Source organism: Halopseudomonas pertucinogena (genome assembly GCF_014646575.1).
In the GTDB taxonomy this organism is placed as follows: Bacteria; Pseudomonadota; Gammaproteobacteria; order Pseudomonadales; family Pseudomonadaceae; genus Halopseudomonas; species Halopseudomonas pertucinogena.
This window is the reverse complement of the sequence record NZ_BMNN01000003.1, coordinates 60397-82828: the sequence shown is the minus strand read 5'-3', so window position 1 is coordinate 82828 and position 22432 is coordinate 60397. Positions and strand designations below refer to the sequence as shown.

The window sequence follows — 22432 nt, the reverse complement described above, 5'->3', positions numbered from 1 at the left end:
AGGGATGACTGATACGACCTCCGGAAAGGGCGCTGAGCCATTAGTGCTCCGCAAAGGGAAGCTGCTGATCCTGTCGGTGTCCATGACCTTCCTCGGTGGCTGCACCCTGACCAGCTCACTGGCCAAGGAAGCAGTGCTGTCCCTGACCGAGCGGGAAGGGCGTGAACGCTTTACTCTCGCTGGCGAGCTGCCTGCGCATTTCTCGATTCAGGCGACCGCCTACTTCTCGCCGGACAACCCCGAGCGCTGTCAGGTATACAGCATCGGTCAGGGCGAAGAGGTAACCCGCGAACTCATTACCCAGTACACGACCACCTACCATGATCATCCGGCCGACTTCAGCCTGGCTATTCCGCTGACCTACCACATCGGGTTGTGTAATGGGACGCTGCAGCAAGTCGCCTTGTTGATCAGAGGGCGTTATGGAGAGCAGAGCTGGCAGCATCATGCTGGCCATGGCGGGCTTGCGATTGTCGATAGCCGTCCGGAACAGGCGCCATCGTTCGACAGCGACGGTACTCTGACGGTCCGCGGCTACTGCACCTGGTTGTTTCAACTGAGCAAGGCCAGAGCCTGGTCAGGGCAGATAAGCAAGCTCCTCAGTTGCTCCGAGCCGGACGAGCACTGGCAACTTGATCCGGACTTTGCCAAGCGTCGTTCGGTTGGTGCGGTGCTGGGGCGGGATGAGTTGGCAGGCAAGACGGTACGGCTGGATCTGCGGGTTAATCCGGAAGAAACCCCGGCTTACCGGAATACCTGGATCAAGTTTCCAGAAGGCTGGAAGCCTTGCTTACCTCGGGAAGGAGGCTGGATAAGTTGTCAATCTCCCCCAGTGTTCAAGACATTCAAGATGGGTGATCAGGAATGCACCGTCTATCCCAAATGCAAGGAGTAACCCTAGGATGGTTAATACGACATCCGGAAAGAGCGTTGAGCCATTAGTGCTCCGCAAAGGGAAACTGCTGATCCTGTCGGTGTTCATGACCTTCCTCGGTGGCTGCACCTTGACCATCTCACTGGCCAAGGAAGCAGTGCTGTCCCTGACCGAGCGGGAAGGGCGTGAACGCTTTACTCTCGCTGGCGAGCTGCCTGCGCATTTCTCGATTCGGGCCACCGCCTATTTCTCGCCGGACAACCCCGAGCGCTGTCAGGTATACAGCATCGGCCAGGGGCGAGAGGTGACCCGGGAACTCATCACCCAGTACACGACCACCTATCATGATCATCCCGCAGACTTCAGCATGGATATTCCGCTGACATACCACATCGGATTGTGTAACGGGACGCTGCGGCGGGTGGCTTTGCAGTTTATTGGTCGCTATGGCCAGCAACGTTGGCAGGATGATGCCGCCCATGGCGGGCTTGCAATTGTTGATAGCCGTCCGGAACAGGCGCCACCGTTCGACAGCGACGGTACTCTGACGGTCCGTGGTTATTGCACCTGGTTGTTTCAACTGAGCAAGGCCAGAGCCTGGTCAGGGCAGATAAGCAAGCTCCTCAGTTGCTCCGAGCCGGACGAGCACTGGCAGCTCGACCCGGACTTTGTCAAGCGTCGTTCGGTCGGTGCAGTGCTGGGGCGCGATGAGTTGGCGGGCAAGACGGTACGGCTGGATCTGCGGGTTAATCCGGAAGAAGAGCCTTCCATGTATCGCAGGTGGATACAAACCGAGAAAGGATGGAAACCGTGTCAGGGCACTGAGTCGTCAGAGCGGTGCCAGTCTCCCCCAGTGTTCAAGACATTCAGGATGGGTGATCAGGAATGCACCGTCTATCCCAATTGCAAGGAGTAACCAGGGATGACTGATACGACCTCCGGAAAGGGCGCTGAGCCATTAGTGCTGCGCAAAGGGAAACCGCTGATCCTGTCGTTGTCCATGGCCTTCCTAGGTGGTTGCACCCTGACCGGCTCACTGGCCAAGGAAGCAGTGTTGTCCCTGACCGAGAGGGAAGGGCGTGAACGCTTTACCCTGACAGGGGAGTTGCCAGCGCATTTCTCGATTCGGGCTACTGCCTATTTCTCGCCGGACAACCCCGAGCGCTGTCAGGTATACAGCATCGGTCAGGGCGAAGAGGTCACCCGCGAACTCATTACCCAGTACACGACCCCCTACCATGATCATCCCGCAGACTTCAGCATGGATATTCCGCTGACCTGCCACATCGGGTTGTGTAACGGGACGCTGCGGCGGGTGGCTTTGCAGTTTATTGGTCGCTATGGCCAGCAACGTTGGCAGGATGATGCCGCCCATGGCGGTCTTGCGATTGTTGATAGCCGCCCGGAGCAAGCGCCGCCGTTCAACAGCGACGGTAGTCTGACGGTCCGCGGCTATTGCACCTGGTTGTTTCAGATCAGCAAGCTGCAACTTGAACTGAGCAAGCTGCTGAGTTGCTCCGAGCCGGACGAGCACTGGCAACTCGATCCGGACTTTGCCAAGCGTCGTTCGGTTGGTGCGGTGCTGGGGCGGGATGAGCTGGCAGGCAAGACGGTACGGCTGGATCTGCGGGTGAATCCGGAGGAAGAGCCCGCCATGGATGAAACCTGGATTAAATTTCCGCAGGGATGGAAGCCTTGTGCTGAGGAGGAAACACCCGAGGGCACATGGGTGTGGTGCAGAAACCCGCCGACATTCAGAACTTTCTCAATGGGCGGAAAAGAATGCACCGTCTATCCCAACTGCAAGGAGTGACTTTCCAATGACGGAGCGAAATGAAGCACCGTCTGACCCGGCAATTCCCTGAGACTCTTCCCCCCTCCCGCTGTCACAACCTCTGACGGCGCTTATTAACAAGCCTGTCATCGACCATGGATTTCCACCCAGGGACGGCTGTTTTCTAGCTGGTACTGGAGTCTGAGTCATGGCCCAATCAACGCTGCGTTTGCGGTCGCGGCGAGCTTTGCCGGGGCGCTCGCGCGGGCTGACGCTGCTGGAGCTGATGGTGGTGCTGGCCATTGTCGGCATTCTGGCTGCGATTGCGCTGCCGTCCTATCAGGGGTACATACAGAAGAGCCGGGCCAAGACAGCGGCTGCGGACCTGGTGGGGCTGGCGGCGGCGGTGGAGGCGCGCTTTCAGCGTACGCTGGCCTATCCGACGTCCAACATAAGCGGGACGGCTGCGGTGAAGGCGGCCTTCTCACAGTGGAGCCCTGCCCAGGGGGATTTTTCCCATTCCTATATTGCTGGCAACCCCTGGCGGCTGCAGGCCACCGGCAGCGGCAACCTGAGCGGCTGTGTGCTGACGTTGGACGGTGAGAACCAGCGCACGGCGACGGCGGGCTGCGGGTTTACCTCATGGTGATCCGGGCTCGCAGGCAGCTGGGGCTGTCGCTCATCGAGCTGGCGCTTGTGTTGCTGATCGTCGGGCTGTTGGCAATGGCGGCTACGCCGCTTACTTCAAGTTGGGGGGCGGGCTCGGATCTGCATGCGGCGTCCGGCCAGCTCAACCAGGCGTTCGGCCATGCCCGGGCGGTGGCCCTGCGCAATGAAGGCGGGGCGGTGGGGGATGACCCTGCGGCGCGCATCGTGCATGACGCTGCCAGCCGGCAATTGCGTGTCTGCCGGCTGCCCTCCGGTCCCTGTACTGACCCGCTCTGGCGCAGCACGCTGCCCAGCGGCGTGGCGCTGACCGGACCCTTTCCCATCCTGTTGAACAACCGTGGCCAGCTGGCTGCTCCGGTGTCGGTGCAGTTGGCCAAGGGAGGCATGACCGATGTCCACACCTTTCAGTGAGCGGGGCATTTCTCTGCTGGAGGCGTTGATCAGCGTTTTGCTGATTGCCATCACCGGGCTGGGGCTGGCCCATGTGACGGTGCAGTCGCTGGCGGTGCAGCGTTACGCCACGACCGAGAATCAGGTGCTGCTCGGGCTGCGCGAGGCGATGCTGGCGGAGCCTGGCGTGAGTTCGGTGCCGGTGGCGGGCAGCGAAATGGGCTTTGCGCGGCAGGGCGAGACGGTGAACGTGCGGATCTCGGTAGGAGGCGTGGAGCGGGTGGTGAGCGTGGAGGCGGCGCGGCTGTCGGTGACCAGTGATCCGGCTCAGCTGGTCGGCGGGGATGGCCGTTTCGAGCTGGGGTATTGAATGATGCCTGTGAGTGGGCGAGGGGCTGCACGGCAGCGGGGTATTTCCCTGATCAGCCTGATGATCGGGCTGCTGGTGTCGCTGTTGGCGGTGCTGGGGATGATGGCGCTGTACCGGACGGTCATGCATACCACCACCGAGTCGGCGGCCTATGCGCGGCTGTCGGGCGACAGGTCGGCAGCGTTGCTGGCGGCCCATGGTTATCTGCAGGAGGCGGGGTTCGGTATCGAGGACGCAGCGCCCGGTACGGATGTCGGCATCTGCGCAGCCAGTACCCCCGGTGGTCAGTTGCGCGGCGGCAGCTGCGCCGCCAGCGGGACGGGCGCGGTGCTGCTGTGGCGGGTTGATGATGGTGCGTTGCGCTGTGCCGGGCTGCATGTGACGGCGGCCGGAGGGCTCGAATATCTTCCGCCGCAGGCGTGCGGTGGCGGGCTGAGCGGGGCGGCCTGGCCGGTGGCGCAGCGGCGTGTGTTGTTTGATCCCGGCACGCTGGACGGTGGCTTTACCGCCCTGGAGCTGGTGCAGGAGCCCTGTCAGGCGCTGGGCGTCGCGGGCGAGGGGCTGCTGCGGGCGCGCATGCATGCCCGTCATCCGGTGGGGGCTGATGCGGCGGGTACCGAGTCGGTGCCCGTGGTGAGCAGCGCCTGTCTGGTCAACTTCAGATGAGGGCCCGGTCGTGAACATGCGTAGAGGCCAACGGGGGATCGCAACGGTATTGACCGTGGTGCTGCTCGGGTTGTCGCTGACCTCAGCCACGCTGGTGGGGGTATCCCAGCTGCGGTCGAGTCAGGAAATGTCCGTCAGTCTGCATGCGCAGACCATGGCCCAGCAGCGTGCCTGGCTGGCGGCGGAAGCCTTTCAGGGGTATCTGCAGGAAGTGGTCCAGTCGGCGGACGATTGGCAGGCGCTGGATCAGGCACTGCGCAGTCAGAGTGGGGCGCTGGAGCTGTCGGGGTTGGAGGGCGTGGAACTGTCGCTGGCGGAATATGATGCCAGCCAGCCGGACAGCGTCGACCTGCGGCTGCATATCCGTGCCACTTCGGCGGCGGGCTCGCGGGCGGCCGCCACCAGTACCCTGGAGACGGTCTATCGTATACGGCCGCCGGGCGAAGGGGAGGGGGCGCCGCCGGCGCCGAGCCGAGAGGTGGTGGTGTTCCGGGATGGGTTGAATATCACCGGCTCGATGCAGGTGCTGACCGACCCGGGGGAGAGTTACGAGATCACCGTGGATGGCGAGGTGAGCATGGGTGGGTTGTCCACGGGTGGTATTGATGTGATCCGCTCCACCCGTTCGATCCGGTTTGTCGGTGGCTCGGCCAGCGATTTCCGTGAAATGCACGCCAACTGTGACGTGCTGGTGAGCAATGGCAGTTTCACCGTGCAGGAGGTCAAGGCCACGCGCAACGCCTGTCTGGCCAACACCATCAACAGCAATCTGATTACCGCCAATGGTTCGGTGGAGGTGGCCGGCGGTAAGCATGGAGACATCCGCGCGCTTGCGAACAAGCCGTCGGGTGTGGCGCAGTGCGCGCCGGGTGCGGTGCAGTGGTGCTCGATGGCGCCTGGCTTCGGTGTGCGTACCCGGCCGAGCCCGACCATCGCCAACATCTATTCGAAGGGTGCGGTGGAGTTCAACAGCACCGCCAGTGTCGGGCGAGTGCAGGCCGAAGGCGACCTGCTGATGGTGGGCTGCTCGCCGACCTGGAATTCGGCCACCTATGGCGGCAATTTCACCAACAACTCCAGCTGTCGGGGTGTGGCGACCCGTTCGACCGCTCCGGTGCCGTTGGTGCCAGTGCCGCCGGTGGAAGTGCAGCCTGAGGTGTTCGATGCCAACGCCTACCGCTCGGCTGCCAACTATATCTATTCCTGGGTAAATGGAGTGGTGCGGGTGAAAGTGCAGGGGGTGGAAGGCGTTCGTGACTGGGACGACCCGGCCAATCCTGCGGAAGTGCGGCGTAACGGCTATTTCTATCGCACCGCCAATATCATCGATCCGGGCAATCCATACTGGACCAGCCGGACCGTGGCCGGGTATCTGTGCATCAACAATAACGCGCCGTCGCGGCGGGATGAGACGGCCGGCGAGTGCCTTGCCCAGACCGGGCATGGATCCCATGCCGGCGCGGCGCTGGTGACCTATCGCAGCGGAGCCTGGACGCTGGACGGCAACCATCATGCGCCGGGGGTGGTGCTGTTCGACGGGGACCTGGTGATCGGAAATGGCACCTATACGAATACCTTCATCGCCACCGGCAACCTGACGGTGAGCAGCGCCGGCGGTGCGGTGTTTGCGCTGAACTATGCCGGGCCGCACGGGATTACGGCGGAGGGGCACACGGCGCTGGGGGTGTGCAACAACGCGGCGTACCGCCTGCGGCCTCGGGAGTTCTGTCGGTCGGGTTACAACCATCTGGCCCATGGGGGATTGGGCAATTACGCGCTGATGGCGGGGAGCTGCCCGCTGGGGAATATCAATGGCTGCTCGCGGAGTGTTTATATCGGTGGGGATATTGATGTGCAGCGGACGGTGTTTGGGGTGACGCGGGCGGGGAATCTGTTCAGTACGGCGGGCAATGCGCGGCTGCATGGGTATATATCGGCGCTGGCGCAGCGTAACAATGGGTCGGTGGTGAATCAGATGAGTGCCAGTACGGTGATCAATCTCCGGGTGCCTGCGGTGATCCGGGATCGCTATGACCCGTCGGGTGGGTTGGTGCCGGTGACCGGGGGTGGGGGTGGCGGTGGTGTGGGGGGAGAGGTGACGCCGGGGGCGGCGTGGTTGCAGTGGGGGCGGTATTTGTAGGGGGTTGATGGGAGGGGCGCGGTTTGGAGGGGCGCGGTTTGGAACGGGGCTGCTGCGCAGCCCAATCGCCCCGGGGTCGGGGCTCCTACAGAAAAAGCCGCGATCGCCCCGGGGTTGGGGCGTCTACACACAACCCCAATCCCCCTAACCCGTAGGAGCGGCGCCGGAACGCCGGACCGCCTCGCCGCGATTGGCGTGCGTAGCGCGCCGGTCAACCCGCCGCCACTACCACCCGGTTGCGGCCGTTGTGTTTGGCTTCGTACAGGGCGGCGTCCGAGCGGCGCAGGAGTTGCTGGTAATCGGGGTGGCCGTTGAAGAGGGCCAGGCCGAGGCTGGCGGTCAGGTGGAGGTTGGCGTTCTGGGGCAGGCGGAAGGTTTCTTCAGCTATCAGCCTGCGAATTTTTTCCGCTGCCCGGGCGGCGCTGCTGTCGTTCACGTCGACCATGATCAGCAGGAACTCTTCGCCACCCATGCGGAATAGGTAATCGCCGGCGCGGCTCTTGTTCATCAGCAGCGAGGCAAACTGTTGCAGCACCAGGTCGCCGGCCTCGTGGCCGTGGGTATCGTTCAGCTGCTTGAAGTGGTCAATATCGATCGACAGGACCGCAAAGCTGGCACCGCTGTTGCGCGCATACTGGATCTGCTTGTTGAGCACCACCGACAGGTACTTGCGGTTGAGCAGGCGGGTCAGTACGTCACGGCCGGACTCCAGTTCGCTGTTCTGCTCGAACAGCAACTCCAGATGATAGGCGATACTCCGGGTCTGCTCGCGCAGCTCCCGCAGCAGGGGCAGGTTGTCGCGCTCGGGAGCGTCGTCCCGACGCAGGGCGAACATCGGCAGCAGGACATCATCGATGCGTGCCATGGAGTCGAGGATCAGCCCGGTCTCCACCGCGCCTTCAAAGCCATGGGCACCCTTGTGGCGGAACCACAGGCCGAACTCGGACGCGCCCAGCCGGGGCAGCTGGTCCGCCGTGAGGTGGGTGGCCACGTCGAACATCATCTGGTTTTCCCAGTCGAGCAGGGCGGCACGCTGTTTTTCCTTTTCGCTGGCAATGTTCTGCGCCACCGCGAACAGGCGATAGCTTTCCTCGGCTCGCGAGCCCCGGTCGTGGGAGGTGGAGTAGGCGTGGCTCATGATCTCCATCGCCAGGTCAACCAGCGTGGCGCAGAAACTGCTCGCCGGGATCGCCTGCTCCTGCGGCAGGGTCTCGCGCAGGATGCCGATCAGCTGATGCTTCAGCAGCCGGGCGCCGCGCAGCACCAGATGGATGGGGATGGAAATCCGCGCGTGGATGTCGCCGATCAGGTTCTGGTGGTTGATGACCGACTGAATGTCCTTCGCATCATGCGAGGCATAGAGATTGGTGATCCAGTTCTCCATGGACTTGCTCAGCCGGGTCTTGACCTCCTCGTGGGAGAGGAACATGGCCGCTTCCCGGTGCGCGAGCATGGACACGTAGAAGTGGCCGGCCAGCTCGCTCTTGTGCTCTTCGGCCAGCCGGGCGGTCACCTGCCGGATCTCCAGCGGAAAGCTGTCGAGGCAATCCAGCCATTCGGTGGTGAGTTCTTCCATGGAGAAGCGGGGGGCGGTCATAGGCGGCTCGAAAGAAAATGGGCGGCAATTTTTCCACAGCTGTCACGACAAAACCATACCGTGGCCGTTGAGCGCTTTTGTTGAACCATTGCCAGGGCGCTTTTTCTACTGAATGTAGTCCCTGAAAACACCGGAGGAAAGCATGAAACAGAAACTGATCTACAGCGCACTGTTTACCTTTGCCCTGGCCTCGGCCGCTCCCATGGCAATGGCGCACGACCACGATGGTGATAAGGACAAGCGGAGCATGGATTCTGGCAACTACCAGGATTCCACCACTAATGATTCGCGCTCACCGACCGATCCACGCAACCCCAGTAATGTGGATGGCGCCGGTGGCGGCGGCTCCGGTCCGGGGACTGGCTCTGGTACTGGTACCGGCACTGGCTCGGGTGCAGGCACTGGTACCAGCGGTGGCGCCGGCAGCACAGGTGCAGGTACCGGCGGTGCCGGTTCCGGTGGCGCCAGCGGTGCGGGCGCTGGCGCTGGCGGCTGATAAGCCCCTGCGCTGCGACGAAGGCCGGGCATGTCCCGGCCTTCTTTTTGTCTGGATTCCAAACGAAACGATCAGCCTCTACTAGACTCAAAGTTACCCAGAGAAGGGGAGAAACATGAGGCTGCGAATCTGGATTTTACTGGGCTTTTTATCGCTGATTCTGGTCTGTCTGGCCGGGTTCGAGTTCCGTTATGCCTGGTTCCAGTCCAATTGGTTCAGCGAGTACGCCAATCGGCTCCATTACCAGCTTGGTGATGGGCAGAGCGATGCTATCCATTTTCCGGATGCAGGCCCTTTCAACGAGCGGTTGGGCTACAGCAAGCTGCCGCAATTCCAGGCCGGGCTGGATCGCCATGGATTTGAAGTCACCCGCCAGGCGCGCTTCTCCGACGACCTGCTGCAGTACGCCGGCCACGGCCTGTTTCTGCCCTACGAAGAGAAGACCCACGCCGGGTTGAAGATCACCGACGCCCACGGTGAGCTGATCTACACATACGATTATCCGCGCTTTCGCTTCAACGCGTTCACGGATATTCCCCCGCTGCTGATCGAGGCCCTGCTGTTCATCGAGAACCGCCACCTGCTGGATCCGAGCCTGCCGCGGGCCAACCCGGCGGTGGACTGGCCGCGCCTGGTCGGGGCGTCGATGTCGCTGGTGACCGGCTCGCTGGGCGGTGATGGCCCCAGCCATGGCGCCAGTACCCTGGCCACCCAGATGGAGAAATACCGTCATTCGCTGGAGGGCCGCACCCACTCGCCCACCGACAAGCTGCGGCAGATGGCCTCTGCCGCAGTGCGCGCCTATATGCACGGCCCGGAAACCATGCAGGTCCGCCAGCAGCTGGTGCGCGACTACCTCAACACCGTCCCCCTGGCTGCAGCGCCCGGGCACGGCGAGGTGCATGGCATGGGGGATGCGCTGTGGGTCTGGTTTGCTGCGGATATTGATGACTTCACGGCCGATCTCAATGGCGAGCGGGGCATTGAGGCTCAGGCGGTGGCGTTGCGTCAGGCGCTGTCTCTGGTGATCGCCCAGCGGCGGCCGAGCTGGTATCTGCTGGGCGGGCGGGACGAGCTGCGCGAACTTGTCGACAGCCATCTGCGACTGCTGCACAACCACCAGCGGATCGACGGCGAGCTGGCGCGGGTGGCACTGGCCAGCGACGTGAGCTACCGGGACTGGCAGCAGGACCCGTTGCTGGAGCCGGCCACGGTGGACAAGACCGCCTGGGTCACCCGCAATCAGCTGGTGTCGCTGCTCGGCCAGTCGACCTACGATCTGGACCGGCTGGATCTCCAGGTCCAGAGCACGCTGGACGTGGAGCTGCAGCGCGCGGTAGGGAGTTTTCTCGAAGCGCTGGCGGATGAGTTATCCGCCTCGGAGGCAGGATTGCTGGGCGAGCGCTTGCTGTCGCCGCAGCAGGCCTCCCAGGTCCGCTACAGTTTCACCCTGATGGAGCGCACCCCGACCGGGCACCAGGTGCGGGTGCAGACCGACACCACCGGGCTGCCCTTTGATCTCAACTCCGGCAGCAAACTGGAGCTGGGCTCCACCGCCAAGCTGCGGGTGCTGACCAGTTACCTGGAAATCATCGCCGAGCTGCATGGTCAGCTGGCCGGTGCCGATGATGACACCCGGCGGAACGCCCGGGACCGCCGGGGGGATCCGCTGACTTTGTGGGCGCTGGAATACCTGCGCCTGAACCCGGAAGCCACGCTGGCGCAGATGCTTGATGCCGCCCTGCAGCGCCGCTATTCCGCTTCCCCTTATGAGCAGTTCTTCACCGGCAGTGGGGTGCAGCGGTTCAGCAACTTCCGCAAGGAAGACGACCGCCGCATCGTCACCGTGCAGCAGGCGCTGCAGGAGTCGATCAACCTGCCTTACGTGCGACTGCTGCGCGATGTGATCCGCTACAGCCTGCACCAGAGCGTGGACGATGCCACCAGCCTGCTGACCAACGACCGGGACCCGCGTCGCCAGGCCTACCTGCAGACGTTTGCCGACAGGGAAGGGCGGGTATTCCTGCAGCGTTTCTGGCGCCGCTACGAGGGGATGGACGAGCAGCAGCGTTTCGCCCGGCTGCTGCGCCAGGTGCAGCCGATAGCGGCGCGGCTGTCGGTGGTGTACCGCGAGCTGCATCCAGAGGCGGATTTCGACAGCTTCCGTGACTTTCTGGTGGAGAACGTGCGGGTGCCGCAGAGCCCGGAGCGTATCGAGCGCCTGTATCGCACCTATGCGCCGGGCAGCTTCAACCTGAACGACCAGGGGTATATCGCCAAGGTGCACCCGCTGGAGCTGTGGCTGCTCGGTTATCTGCGTCAGCACCCGCAGGCCACCCTGAGCGATGTGCTGTCCGCCAGCGCGGCCGAGCGGCAGGAAGTGTACAAGTGGTTGTTCCGCAGCCGGCATGCCAGTGCCCGCAATACGCGCATCCGCATCATGCTGGAGCGCGAAGCCTTCAATGCGCTGCACGCGCGCTGGCAGCGGGTGGGTTATCCCTTCCCCCATCTTGTGCCGTCGCTGGGCACCGCGCTGGGCAGCTCGGGCGACCGCCCCAGCGCCCTGGCGGAGCTGATGGGCATCATCATCAATGATGGCAAACGGACCGGCGTGCGGCGCCTGACCAGTCTGCACTTTGCCGCAGATACCCCGTGGGAGACCCGCTTTGAACCTGAACCTCTGCAGGAGGAGCAGGTGCTGGCGCCGGAGGTGGCAGCGGCGCTGCGCCAGGCGCTGTCGGCGGTGGTGGATGACGGTACCGGGCGACGGTTGCAGGGTGTTTTCACCGCCGCCAACGGGGAGCCGCTGGTGATCGGCGGCAAGACCGGGACCGGGGATAACCGCATCCATACGGTTACCCGCACCGGGGCGGTGGTAGCGACCGAGGTGATGAACCGCACGGCCACCTTTGTGTTCTTCATCGGCGAAAACCATTTCGGGACGCTGACCGCGTTCGTGCCGGGTGAGGATGCGGGGGCGTTCCATTTCACCTCCGCGTTGCCGGCGCAGGTATTGAAAAGCATGGCACCTGTGCTGGCGCCGCATATCAATCAGGAGCCGGGCGGGATGCTGGCGCAGGGTGGGCCGTAGGGATTTTTCAGGATGGGGTTTGATGGGTTGGTAGGCGTGTCGGGGGCTGCTGCGCAGCCCAATCGCCCCGGGGTCGGGGCTCCTACCGTCCGAGGATTTAAAGAGATGGATTCCGGCCAGGAGGTTGCAGGGGTGGGGCGCAGTCCCGGGCGTTTGGCCGGGCACAGCCAGGGGCGACACAGGGTCATTTTCAGCCAGCGGAGGATTCCCTCTTGCTCGAGTCATTTGTGGGAGCCCCGACCTCGGGGCGATTGGCGTGCGAAGCGCGCCCGTTCCACCCCACTGCTCCCCTTTCAATCCCCTGTGCCCCCCGTTAGCATGGGGCTTTCCGCTCTGAAAGGGATGCCTCCATGCCTGCCACTCTGCCCCTCACCGGCCGCCGTATTGCCCTGCCGGAAAGTCGTGAACTCGATCTGTTTGCCGACATGCTTCTCAAGCGCGGGGCGGAGGTGCTGCGTTGTCCGCTGGTGTCCATTCACGACGCACCGGACCAGCAGCCAGTGGTGGACTGGCTGGACCGCTTCAACACTGAACACTGGGACGACCTCATCGCCCTGACCGGGGAAGGCATCCGCCGGTTGCTCGGCGCCGCCGAGCGTGCCGGCGGCTCGGTGCGCGAGGACTTCATTGCCAGGCTCGCGCAGGTGCGCAAGATCACCCGCGGCCCCAAGCCCGGTGCGGCGCTGCGCAGTATCGGGTTGAAGGCCGACCTGGTCGCGGTTGCCCCCACCACCCAGGGGGTCATCGACACCCTGCAGCCCGAAGACCTGAAAGGCCGGCGCATCGCCGTGCAGCTCTACGGTACCGATCCCAACCCGCTGCTGATGGAATTTCTGCGGGAGGCCGGTGCCGTAGCGATGCCGGTGTGGCCCTACATCTATGCCGATGACGTCGAGGACCGGCGGGTGGTCGCGCTCATCGACGAGCTGGCCAGCGGTACGCTGGATGCCATCGCCTTCACCAGCGCGACCCAGGTGCGCCGGTTGTTCCAGATCGGCAAGCGGCACGTCGGCGAGCCCGGCCTTGTCACCATCCTCAATGGGCTGACGATCGCCGCGGTCGGGCCGGTGGTGGCCGATGAGCTGCGTGACCGCGGCCTGCGTGTCGACCTGATGCCCGAACAGAGCTTTTTCATGAAGCCGCTGGTACGCGAGATGGTGCGCCGGTTCGGCGTCTAGCGCTGCGCCTGCCTGTCGATCATTAGTGGTTTACACTGACTCCAGACTGACGAATTCATAAGGGAAGCTTGATGACCAGACCCGGCCCGCTACGTTTACAGCCCGAGCAATTGACCGCCCCCATCGACCTGAAAAGCCTGGGCTTCGACTCCACGGATGACCTGGAGCCGTTCAAGGGCATCCTCGGCCAGGACCGCGCTGTGGAAGCGATGCATTTCGGCGTGGCGATGAAGCGCGCCGGCTACAACATGTTCGTCATGGGCGAGCCGGGGACCGGCAGGTTCTCCTATGCCATGCGCTATCTGCAGGCCGAAGCCAAGCGTATGCCCACCCCGCAGGACTGCGTCTACATCAACAACTTCGACGAGCCGCGGGCACCCAAGGCGCTGCATCTGGCGCCGGGCACCGGTGCCCGGCTGGTGGAGGATATCGAGCAGCTGGTGGACAACCTGCTGGCGACCTTCCCGGCGGCATTCGAGCACCCGGCGTTCCAGCAGAAGAAGAGCGCCATCGACCAGCGCTTCAACCGCCGCTATGACGCCGCCATCGAAACGGTCGAGCGTCAGGCGCTGGAGCGCCAGATCATGATCTACCGGGACGGCGGCAATCTGGGCTTCACGCCCATCCGCGACGGCAAGGGGCTGGACGAGGCCCAGTTTGCCCAGCTGCCGGATGCCGAGCGCGAGCGCTACCACGAGGATATTGCGGTGCTCGAGGAGCAGCTGAGCGAGGCGCTGTCCAGCCTGCCCCAGTGGAAGCGCGAATCCAGCAACGAGCTGCGCGAGCTGAACGAGCAGACCATCACCGAGGCGCTGCAACCGCTGCTCGACCCATTGACCGAACGCTACTGCGATAACCCGCTGATGTGCGAATACATCAACGCCATCCACCAGAATCTGCTCAAGGTGGTGGTGGAACTGCTGGTGGACGAGCGGGCCGAGGCGCGCCCGGAGGCGGCAAAGAAGGCCGCGCTTATCGACCATTACAGCCCCAACCTGATCGTGGAGCATGGCGGCTCACCCGGCGCACCGGTAGTGCATGAACCGCACCCGTCCTACGACAACCTGTTCGGCCGGGTGGAATACACCTCCGAGCAGGGTGCGCTGGTGACCACCTACCGCAACATTCGCGCCGGCGCACTGCACCGGGCCAATAACGGCTATCTGGTGCTGGAGGCAGACAAGCTGCTGGCTGAACCCTTCGTCTGGGAAGCGCTCAAGCGCGCCCTGCACTCCCGCGAGCTGAAGATCGAGTCGCCCTGGGCCGACATCGGCCGGCTGACCACAGTGACCCTGACGCCCCAGGTGATTCCGCTGGCGGTTAAGGTGGTGCTGATCGGCTCCCGGCGCGCCTACTACATGCTGCAGGATTACGATCCGGACTTTCAGGAGCTGTTCCGGGTGCTGGTGGACTTCGATGATTACCTGCCGCGCACCCCGGACAGCATCGAGGGCATGGCCCAGCTGCTCAAGACCCGGGTAGACGAGGAGGGCATGGCGCCGCTGACGGTTGCCGCAGTGGCCCGCATCCTGACCTACAGCGCCAGGCTGGCCGAGCATCAGCAGCATCTGTCGGCGAGTATCAGTGACATCTTCCAGCTGGTTGCCGAGGCGGATCTGGTGCGCGAACTGGCCGGCGACAAGATAACCGATACCGGCCACATCGAACGCGCCCTGCAGGCCAAGGAGAACCGCACCGGGCGCGCCAGCGCCCGCATACGCGAGGACATGCTGTCCGGCGTCATCCTGATCGATACCGACGGCGCGGCGGTGGGCAAATGCAACGGCCTGACCGTGCTGGCCATCGGCGACTCGGTGTTCGGCGTGCCGGCCCGCATCAGTGCCTCGGTATATCCCGGCAGCAGTGGCATCGTCGATATTGAACGCGAGGTGAATCTGGGGCAGCCGATCCATTCCAAGGGCGTGATGATCCTGACCGGGTATCTGGGCAGCCGTTATGCTCAGGATCACCAGCTGGAGATTTCCGCGAGCATCGCGCTGGAGCAGTCATACGGTTACATCGACGGCGACAGTGCCTCGCTCGGCGAAGTCTGTGCGCTGATCTCGGCACTGGCCCGGGCACCGCTGCAACAGTGCTTCGCCATTACCGGCTCGATCAACCAGTTCGGCGAAGTGCAGGCGATCGGCGGAGTCAACGTCAAGATCGAAGGCTTCTTCCGCCTGTGCCAGGCCCGCGGCCTGACCGGCAAGCAGGGCGTCATCATCCCCCGGGTCAACGTGCCCAACCTGATGCTGGACAAGGCGGTGATGGACGCGGCCGAAGAGGGCCTTTTCCACATCTATGCGGTGGACAACGTCGACCAGGCCCTCAGCCTGCTGGCCGGGGAAAATGCCGGTGAGCCGGACGAGCAGGGCAACTTCCCCGCAGGCTCGATCAATGATCGCGTGGTGCAGCGGCTGAAGCAGATCAACCAGCGCAACAGTTCCGATGATCGTGAAGAGCCCAGCGAAGCACCCGGTATCGAACCGCTGCTCAATCCCTGACCAGCCCGCGCTGAGCCACATGGTATCGGCATCAGCGGATGATTTCCCAAGAGAGTTCACAGGGTTATCCACAGTTTATGTGGATGGCCGCTGTGGATTCATCGCTCCGAGTGTTTGTCAATCCCCTGAATCGGGAGAGTGGGAAAAAGTTGGCAATTTCTGGAAGGGATGGGCTGAAGGGCAGAGCTCATGGGGCTTGCAGCGGTTTTACGGCGTCGGTAGGATGCCTTGCACGGCGATTGTCTGTTATTTGAACAGAAGCGTCGAACGCCTGTATTACCGAGGCTTACGACGAGTTGCACCTAGGCTGCTCACAGAGTTATCCACAGATTGTGTGTACAACCTTTCTTTGAGGGGGGTGGGGGCCCTACATGGGCCCCCACCCCCTCACTCAAACAAAACCCCCAGCGCCTCATCCAGCCGCGTGACCGCCACCACCTGCATGCCCTTGGGCGCTTCCTTGGGTGCGTTGGCCTTGGGCACGATCGCCCGGGTAAACCCGTGCTTGGCCGCTTCCTTCAATCGCTCCTGCCCGCTGGGCACCGGGCGCACTTCACCGGACAGTCCCAGCTCCCCGAACACCATCAGGTCCATCGGCAGCGGGCGGTTGCGCAGACTGGAGATGACTGCGGCGAGCAGGGCCAGGTCGGCGGCGGTTTCCAGCACCTTGACCCCGCCGACCACGTTGACGAACACGTCCTGGTCATAAGTGGGCACGCCGCCGTGGCGATGCAGTACCGCCAGCAGCATTGCCAGCCGGTTCTGGTCCAGCCCCAGGGTGACCCGCCGCGGGTTGCCCAGGTGGCTGGTGTCGACCAGCGCCTGTACCTCCACCAGCATCGGCCGCGACCCTTCCCAGGTGGACATGACCACACTGCCCGGTATCGGCGCATCATAGCGGGACAGGAAGATTGCCGAGGGGTTGGCGACTTCCTTCAGGCCTTTGTCGGTCATGGCGAACACGCCCAGTTCGTTTACCGCACCGAAGCGGTTCTTCACCGCCCGCAGCATGCGCAGGCGGCCATCGGACTCCCCTTCGAAATACAGCACGGTATCCACCATGTGTTCCAGCACCCGCGGGCCGGCCAGCGAGCCTTCCTTGGTCACGTGACCGACCAGGAAGATGGCCGTGCCGCTCTGCTTGGCGAAGCGCACCAGCAGGGCGGCGCTTTCGCGTACCTGGGCAACGCCGCCGGGGGCCGATTGCAGCTGTTCGGTGAAGATGGTCTGGATGGAGTCCACCACCATGACCTTCGGCTGCTCGCGGCGGGCGGTGGCGATGATGCTCTCGATGCAGGTTTCGGTCATCACCTTGAGCTGATCCTTCGGCAGGCCGAGGCGTTCGGCGCGCATGGCGACCTGCTGCTGGGACTCTTCACCGGTCACATACAGCGCCGGCATGCTCTGCGCCAGGCGGCACAGGGTCTGCAGCAGGATGGTCGACTTGCCGATACCGGGATCGCCGCCGATGAGGACCACCGAGCCGCTGACCAGACCGCCGCCGAGCACCCGGTCGAGTTCAGACGAGCCGCTGGGCTGGCGCGGGGTTTCTTCGGTGGATACCTCGGCCAGGGTCTTTACCTGGGCCATCTCTCCCGCCCAGTTGCCGCCCCGGGACGCACCGCCGCTGCCGCCGGTGGGAGTGGTGTCGATCACCGTCTCGACCAGGGTGTTCCATGCCTGACACTCGCCGCATTGGCCCGACCACTTGCTGAAGGTGGCGCCGCAGTCGGTGCAGCCGTAGAGTCGCTTGTTCTTTGCCATCGCTGATTCAGTTCCAACATGAGTCCGATCGGCAACTATACTGGCCGTCAGTCAATAAATCCCGATCGGGCGACAAAGATGGCTGAGCATTCCCTGAGCGACGATGAGTTCGAGAAGCAGGAGGCGGAGCTGACCGAGGCGCTGCTGGACGCCCAGTATGAGCTGCGCAAATCCATCAAGGGGCCGGTGCTGGTGCTCATCAGCGGCAACGATGCCGCGGGCAAGGCCGAGCTGCTGTACCGCTTCTACGACTGGCTGGACAACCGCTTTCTGGTCACCCGGGCGTTTGCCCTGCCGGAAGGCGTGGAGCAACGGATGCCGCACCTCTGGCGTTACTGGATCAGCCTGCCGGGGCCGGACAAGCTCGGGTTTTACCTCGGCTCCTGGTACCACCAGCCGCAGATGTGTCGGGTCCGTGGCGATATCTCCGCCGAGGCCTTCGAGCAACAGATGGAAGAGATCCGGCGCTTCGAGCAGTTGCTGGTGAACGAAGGGGTGGCCCTGCTCAAGCTGTGGCTGGAGGTCGAGCCGGGGGAGGGGAGCAGCAGCGCCCCCGAAGTGCCGACCGACGTGGCAATGCGCGAATGGGGCGACTTCAGCCAGGCCGACCGCGAGCAGCTGGAGCGGGTGACCCGGCGCATGATGACGCTGACCTCGACGCCGGAAGCACCCTGGATCCGGGTGCCCAGCGCCGATCCGAATTACCGGGATATCGAGGTGGGGCGGCTGGTGCTGGAGCAGATCCGCGCACTGCGCAACAAGACCGAACGCCGCTCCCCTCCGCCACCGCTGGCGCCCGCGCCCCGGTCCGTGCTGCAGCAGATCGATTACGGTCTGCGGCTGGGCAAGGAGGAATATGGCGAGCAGCTGGCCCGCTACCAGCAGGAACTGCGGGCGCTGATACGCCGGCCGGATTTTGCCGGCCGCAGCCTGCTGCTGGTATTCGAGGGCACCGATGCCGCCGGCAAGGGCGGCGCCATCCGCCGGATCACCCGCTGTCTCGACCCGCGCTACCTGCGTGTACACGGCACCCGCGCGCCGACCGAGGAAGAAGCGCACCAACCCTACCTGCTGCGCTTCTGGCGCCGGGTGCCGACGCCGGGACGGGTAGCGATCTTCGACCGCAGCTATTACGGTCGGGTGCTGGTCGAGCGGGTCGAAAAGCTCACCCCGGTCGACCGCTGGCAGCAGGCCTATGCCGAGATCAACGACTTCGAAGCCCAGCTGCAGGCCGCCGGCACCATCGTGGTGAAGTTCTGGCTGGCGATCAGTGAGCAGGAGCAGCTCAAGCGCTTTCAGGCCCGGGAGCGCTCGCCGCTCAAGCGCTACAAGCTGACCGACGAAGACTGGCGCAACCGCGAGCGATGGTCCGACTACGAGCAGGCGCTGGACGATATGGTTGCCCATACCAGCACCGCCGCAGCGCCGTGGCATATCGTTCCGGCGGAAAACAAGCGCTACGCCCGGGTGGAGGTATTGCGGCTGCTCTGCCAGCGCCTGCGCGAGGCGCTATAATCCCCGGTCCCTGACTGATGACCGGCCCGCCATGTACAGCTGCACCACTCCCTTCGGCTCGCTTGATCTGGAGCGCTATCCGCCGACCCGTAATCCGACCTTGCTGCCCATTGATGCGGCGGATCTGTACCTGCTGCAATCCTTCGCCGACAGCGCGCCTGAGGAGAGCGAGCGCGTGCTGGTCGTCAATGACCAGTTTGGTGCGCTGGCCTGCGCGCTGGCGCTCGGTGGTCGGGAGGTGATCAGCTGGGGAGACTCCTGGCTGGCCGCGCGGGCGCTGCACCTGAATGCCGAACGCAACGGCCTGGCGCAACGGCAGATCCACTTCATCAACAGCCAGGAGCTGCCCGCCGGGCCGATCGACCGCGTGCTGCTGCGGGTGCCGAAAAGCCTGGCGCTGCTGGAAGATCAGCTCAGCCGGCTGCGGCCGTTGCTCGGTCCACAGGCCAGCGTGGTGGCCGGGGCGATGATCAAGCACCTCCCGCCCAGCGCCGGCGACCTGCTGGCCCGCTACGTCGGCCCCTATCAGGCATCGCTGGGCTGGAAGAAGGCACGCCTTCTTGCGGCGCGGTTTGACGCCGGGCTGCAACCCGCCGAGCCACGGCTGGCTACCCGTTATAGCCTTGCCGAGACCGGGATCGAACTGTGCAACCTGCCCGGAGTGTTTTCCCGTGAGCGGCTGGATATCGGCACCCGCGCGATGCTTCCCTGCCTGCCGCAGGGGCAGGGTACACGCCGTATTGTCGATCTTGGCTGCGGCAATGGCGCGCTGGGCATTGCCGCAGCAGCGCTCAATCCCGAGGCGCAGCTGACCTTCGTTGACGAGTCGTGGGCAGCGGTGGCCTCTGCCCGCGCCAACTTTGCCGCCGCGTTTCCCGGTCGCGAGGCCGGGTTCTCGGTGGGTGACGGTCTGCTGGATGCGCCGCCTGCGAGTGCGGATCTGGTGTTATGCAATCCGCCGTTTCATCAGCAGCAGGTGATCGGCGACGAGATCGCCATGCGCCTGTTCGAGCAGAGCCGCAGGGCACTGGTACCGGGCGGGGAGCTGTGGGTGGTGGGCAACCGCCATCTGGGATATCACGTCAAGCTGCGGCGGTTCTTTTCGGCGGTGGAGCAGGTCGGTGGAAGCAGCAAGTTCGTGGTATTGCGCGCGGTGGTCTGAGACTCAGGAGCAGAGCGCGGCAAGGTCGCGCTCCAGCGCCTCGTCACCCATGTTCAACACGATCAGACGTTTCAGGTGGCTGGTGGAATCCAGATCCATGTGCAGGCACTGCAAGCCGATCAGCCCCTCGCGCATGAAGGCGACCCGGGTCTCCATGTGAATCTGCTCAAGCCCGGCAAGCTCGATGATCGCCTCCACCGGCTGCTCGGGAGCGACCTCTTCCCATCTCTCTGGCTGTAAAACAAGCAAGCCGCGCAAGGAAATATCGACGAGCTGAGCCTGCGCCCTCCAGTCGCCCTGGAACAGGCGCGCAGGCGCGTCGAAAGGAATACGGGTGAAGCGGCGGCGGTCGTCAATCATGGGGCCCTCATGGGGGAGGTGGGCTCCGGGCAAGTATAGTCGGTGGGGGATATTTCTGTAGGGGCTGACCTCGGGGCGATGGGGGGGCGATGGGGGGGCGGCTGGGCGCGCTTTGCGCGCCAATCGCGGCGGGGTCGCCGCTCCTACAATAAATCGTGGGTGCTACGGAACATCAATCGCGGCGGGGGCGTCCGGCGTTCCGGTGCCGCTCCTACGGAAAATCCGGGGTGGGCTGGCCTTTTTGTAGGAGCCCCGACCCCGGGGCGATGGGGCGAAGCCCCTCCCCGGGATCGTCAGCAGCAACGGAAGGCGGTCTTACACCACCCCCTGTGCCAGCATCGCATCGGCTACCTTGACGAAGCCGGCAATATTGGCGCCCTTCACGTAATCGATATACCCATCATCCCCCTTGCCATAACGCTCACAGGCAGAATGGATGGACTGCATGATGGCGTGCAGCTTGGTATCCACCTCGCCATCGGTCCATTGCATGCGGATGGCGTTCTGGCTCATCTCCAGGCCGCTCACTGCCACGCCGCCGGCGTTGGCTGCCTTGCCCGGGGCGAACAGGATGCGGGCTTCCTGGAACACGTCGATGGCTTCCAGGGTGGACGGCATGTTGGCGCCTTCGGCAACGCAGAAGCAGCCGTTGGCGACCAGAGTACGCGCATCGTCGCCGGTCAGCTCGTTCTGGGTGGCGCAGGGCAGGGCGATGTCACAGGGCAGGTGCCACGGACGCTTGCCCGGCAGGAATTCCAGTTTCAGCTCGTTGGCCATGTCCTGAAGGCGGGCGCGACGCTCGTTCTTCAGGTCCATCAGGTAATGCCAGTGCTCGGCTGTCATACCCTCGGGGAAGTACAGCGTGCCGCCGGAGTCCGAGACGGATATGACAAGGGCGCCCATCTCCATGGCTTTCAGCGCGGCGTACTGTGCCACATTGCCCGAGCCGGAGATGGCCACGCGCTGGCCCTCGAAGCGGCGGTTGCATTCCTTCAGCATTTCCTGGGTGAAGTACACGCAGCCGTAGCCGGTGGCCTCGGGGCGGATCAGGCTGCCGCCGTAGGTCAGGCCCTTGCCGGTGAGCACCGAGGTAAACTCGTTGCGCAGGCGCTTGTACTGACCGTACAGATAACCGATCTCCCGGGCGCCGACACCGATATCACCGGCCGGGATGTCCAGGTTCTCGCCGATATGACGGGACAGCTCGGTCATGAACGATTGGCAGAAACGCATGACTTCGGCGTTGCTCTTGCCCTTGGGGTCGAAGTCCGAGCCGCCCTTACCGCCGCCCATGGGCAGGGTGGTCAGGGCGTTCTTGAATACCTGCTCGAAGGCCAGGAACTTGAGCACGCCGAGGTTGACGGAGGGATGAAAGCGCAGGCCGCCTTTGTACGGGCCGATGGCGCTGTTCATCTGCACACGGTAGCCACGGTTGACGTGCACCTGGCCGTTGTCATCCATCCACGGCACGCGGAACATGATCACCCGCTCGGGCTCGATCAGGCGCTCGATGATGCCCGCCTTGAGATACTTGGGGTTGTCTTCCAGGAACGGCCACAGGGTGCTCAGTACTTCTTCTGCCGCCTGATGGAATTCGGGTTGCTCTGGATCGCGCAGCTTCAGGTGCGCCAGGCAGGCTGTCAGCGTGTCAGTCATGGAAGTCTCTTTTTTGCAAGTTTAAGGCGTAATGGCGCAAATTTATCAGAGGCGGCTACGCTCTGAAATAGCGGAGAAAAAAATTTATGCTCGCTCGGGTTGTCATCCAACGAGCGAAAAAGGGCGTCGGTACGCCCCCGCAGACGACATCGAAAGGATTTACCGCTTTGTTTTAAAAGCAGTTTTCTCCGTCAGGAGAAGGTCTGCCGCCTGCGCTGTTTGGTCG

Annotated in this window: 18 protein-coding genes; 14 read left to right on the top strand and 4 right to left on the bottom strand. The window is 63.8% G+C overall.

What is annotated here, in order from left to right; all coding sequences use genetic code 11:
- Positions 1–4 precede the first annotated feature (4 nt).
- The 8 genes from IEW63_RS08240 to IEW63_RS08205 all read left to right on the top strand — a co-directional run bounded on the left by IEW63_RS08240 (position 5) and on the right by IEW63_RS08205 (position 6883).
- Entirely contained in the window at positions 5–895 is an 891-nt protein-coding gene (locus tag IEW63_RS08240; protein WP_188636147.1) for a hypothetical protein, read from the top strand.
- 7 nt (positions 896–902) lie between these two features.
- Entirely contained in the window at positions 903–1790 is an 888-nt protein-coding gene (locus IEW63_RS08235) for a hypothetical protein (RefSeq protein WP_229710406.1), read from the top strand.
- Between the two features lie 6 nt (positions 1791–1796).
- On the top strand, positions 1797–2687 hold the full coding sequence (locus tag IEW63_RS08230) for a hypothetical protein (protein WP_229710404.1): 891 nt from the start codon (positions 1797–1799) through the stop codon (positions 2685–2687).
- A gap of 169 nt (positions 2688–2856) precedes the next feature.
- The gene (locus IEW63_RS14715) at positions 2857–3297 is read left to right on the top strand and encodes a type IV pilin protein (RefSeq protein WP_188636146.1); all 441 of its coding nucleotides are present in this window, start codon (positions 2857–2859) and stop codon (positions 3295–3297) included.
- The gene (locus IEW63_RS08220) at positions 3291–3728 is read left to right on the top strand and encodes a pilus assembly FimT family protein (RefSeq protein ID WP_188636145.1); all 438 of its coding nucleotides are present in this window, start codon (positions 3291–3293) and stop codon (positions 3726–3728) included. Before IEW63_RS14715 ends, IEW63_RS08220 begins: the two co-directional genes overlap by 7 nt.
- Complete coding sequence (locus tag IEW63_RS08215) at positions 3709–4077, top strand: PilV family protein (protein ID WP_188636144.1); 369 nt, start codon at positions 3709–3711, stop codon at positions 4075–4077. Before IEW63_RS08220 ends, IEW63_RS08215 begins: the two co-directional genes overlap by 20 nt.
- The gene (locus IEW63_RS08210) at positions 4078–4743 is read left to right on the top strand and encodes a PilW family protein (protein ID WP_188636143.1); all 666 of its coding nucleotides are present in this window, start codon (positions 4078–4080) and stop codon (positions 4741–4743) included.
- 16 nt (positions 4744–4759) lie between these two features.
- On the top strand, positions 4760–6883 hold the full coding sequence (locus IEW63_RS08205) for a hypothetical protein (protein WP_229710402.1): 2124 nt from the start codon (positions 4760–4762) through the stop codon (positions 6881–6883).
- Positions 6884–7094: 211 nt separating this feature from the next.
- On the opposite strand, the gene IEW63_RS08200 is transcribed toward IEW63_RS08205, so the two are convergent.
- Positions 7095–8480, bottom strand: a complete 1386-nt coding sequence (locus IEW63_RS08200) for a GGDEF domain-containing protein (protein WP_229710401.1) — start codon at positions 8478–8480, stop codon at positions 7095–7097.
- 142 nt (positions 8481–8622) lie between these two features.
- Between IEW63_RS08200 and IEW63_RS08195 the strand changes: the two genes are divergently transcribed.
- The 4 genes from IEW63_RS08195 (at position 8623) to IEW63_RS08180 (ending at position 15749) form a co-directional block, all read left to right on the top strand.
- Complete coding sequence (locus IEW63_RS08195; protein ID WP_188636141.1) at positions 8623–8976, top strand: hypothetical protein; 354 nt, start codon at positions 8623–8625, stop codon at positions 8974–8976.
- 115 nt (positions 8977–9091) lie between these two features.
- Positions 9092–12067: a transglycosylase domain-containing protein gene (locus IEW63_RS08190; protein ID WP_188636140.1), complete on the top strand. Its 2976-nt coding sequence runs from the start codon at positions 9092–9094 to the stop codon at positions 12065–12067.
- 350 nt (positions 12068–12417) lie between these two features.
- Complete coding sequence (locus IEW63_RS08185) at positions 12418–13245, top strand: uroporphyrinogen-III synthase (protein ID WP_188636139.1); 828 nt, start codon at positions 12418–12420, stop codon at positions 13243–13245.
- Positions 13246–13316: 71 nt separating this feature from the next.
- On the top strand, positions 13317–15749 hold the full coding sequence (locus IEW63_RS08180) for a Lon protease family protein (RefSeq protein WP_188636138.1): 2433 nt from the start codon (positions 13317–13319) through the stop codon (positions 15747–15749).
- A 387-nt stretch (positions 15750–16136) separates the two neighbouring features.
- Here IEW63_RS08180 and radA read toward each other — a convergent pair whose 3' ends face one another.
- Positions 16137–17513 carry a DNA repair protein RadA gene (gene radA, locus IEW63_RS08175; RefSeq protein ID WP_188636137.1) on the bottom strand — a complete coding sequence of 459 codons (1377 nt, stop codon included), beginning with the start codon at positions 17511–17513 and terminating at the stop codon, positions 16137–16139.
- Positions 17514–17591: 78 nt separating this feature from the next.
- Between radA and IEW63_RS08170 the strand changes: the two genes are divergently transcribed.
- Together IEW63_RS08170 and IEW63_RS08165 are read left to right on the top strand one after the other, a co-directional pair.
- A complete protein-coding gene (locus tag IEW63_RS08170; protein ID WP_188636136.1) occupies positions 17592–19028 on the top strand; it encodes a hypothetical protein in 1437 nt (478 codons plus the stop codon).
- Positions 19029–19059: 31 nt separating this feature from the next.
- Complete coding sequence (locus IEW63_RS08165) at positions 19060–20190, top strand: methyltransferase (protein WP_188636135.1); 1131 nt, start codon at positions 19060–19062, stop codon at positions 20188–20190.
- 3 nt (positions 20191–20193) lie between these two features.
- Here IEW63_RS08165 and IEW63_RS08160 read toward each other — a convergent pair whose 3' ends face one another.
- Complete coding sequence (locus IEW63_RS08160; protein WP_188636134.1) at positions 20194–20550, bottom strand: PilZ domain-containing protein; 357 nt, start codon at positions 20548–20550, stop codon at positions 20194–20196.
- A 315-nt stretch (positions 20551–20865) separates the two neighbouring features.
- Entirely contained in the window at positions 20866–22206 is a 1341-nt protein-coding gene (gdhA, locus tag IEW63_RS08155; RefSeq protein ID WP_188636133.1) for an NADP-specific glutamate dehydrogenase, read from the bottom strand.
- Positions 22207–22432: the final 226 nt, after the last annotated feature.

What these genes read in the sequence shown, in the direction of transcription:
- IEW63_RS08240 (WP_188636147.1), top strand. Translation starts at nt 5, where the DNA reads ATGACTGATACGACCTCCGGAAAGGGCGCTGAGCCATTAGTGCTCCGC.
- IEW63_RS08235 (WP_229710406.1), top strand. Translation starts at nt 903, where the DNA reads ATGGTTAATACGACATCCGGAAAGAGCGTTGAGCCATTAGTGCTCCGC.
- IEW63_RS08230 (WP_229710404.1), top strand. Translation starts at nt 1,797, where the DNA reads ATGACTGATACGACCTCCGGAAAGGGCGCTGAGCCATTAGTGCTGCGC.
- IEW63_RS14715 (WP_188636146.1), top strand. Translation starts at nt 2,857, where the DNA reads ATGGCCCAATCAACGCTGCGTTTGCGGTCGCGGCGAGCTTTGCCGGGG.
- IEW63_RS08220 (WP_188636145.1), top strand. Translation starts at nt 3,291, where the DNA reads ATGGTGATCCGGGCTCGCAGGCAGCTGGGGCTGTCGCTCATCGAGCTG.
- IEW63_RS08215 (WP_188636144.1), top strand. Translation starts at nt 3,709, where the DNA reads ATGTCCACACCTTTCAGTGAGCGGGGCATTTCTCTGCTGGAGGCGTTG.
- IEW63_RS08210 (WP_188636143.1), top strand. Translation starts at nt 4,078, where the DNA reads ATGATGCCTGTGAGTGGGCGAGGGGCTGCACGGCAGCGGGGTATTTCC.
- IEW63_RS08205 (WP_229710402.1), top strand. Translation starts at nt 4,760, where the DNA reads ATGCGTAGAGGCCAACGGGGGATCGCAACGGTATTGACCGTGGTGCTG.
- IEW63_RS08200 (WP_229710401.1), bottom strand. Translation starts at nt 8,480, where the DNA reads ATGACCGCCCCCCGCTTCTCCATGGAAGAACTCACCACCGAATGGCTG.
- IEW63_RS08195 (WP_188636141.1), top strand. Translation starts at nt 8,623, where the DNA reads ATGAAACAGAAACTGATCTACAGCGCACTGTTTACCTTTGCCCTGGCC.
- IEW63_RS08190 (WP_188636140.1), top strand. Translation starts at nt 9,092, where the DNA reads ATGAGGCTGCGAATCTGGATTTTACTGGGCTTTTTATCGCTGATTCTG.
- IEW63_RS08185 (WP_188636139.1), top strand. Translation starts at nt 12,418, where the DNA reads ATGCCTGCCACTCTGCCCCTCACCGGCCGCCGTATTGCCCTGCCGGAA.
- IEW63_RS08180 (WP_188636138.1), top strand. Translation starts at nt 13,317, where the DNA reads ATGACCAGACCCGGCCCGCTACGTTTACAGCCCGAGCAATTGACCGCC.
- radA (WP_188636137.1), bottom strand. Translation starts at nt 17,513, where the DNA reads ATGGCAAAGAACAAGCGACTCTACGGCTGCACCGACTGCGGCGCCACC.
- IEW63_RS08170 (WP_188636136.1), top strand. Translation starts at nt 17,592, where the DNA reads ATGGCTGAGCATTCCCTGAGCGACGATGAGTTCGAGAAGCAGGAGGCG.
- IEW63_RS08165 (WP_188636135.1), top strand. Translation starts at nt 19,060, where the DNA reads ATGTACAGCTGCACCACTCCCTTCGGCTCGCTTGATCTGGAGCGCTAT.
- IEW63_RS08160 (WP_188636134.1), bottom strand. Translation starts at nt 20,550, where the DNA reads ATGATTGACGACCGCCGCCGCTTCACCCGTATTCCTTTCGACGCGCCT.
- gdhA (WP_188636133.1), bottom strand. Translation starts at nt 22,206, where the DNA reads ATGACTGACACGCTGACAGCCTGCCTGGCGCACCTGAAGCTGCGCGAT.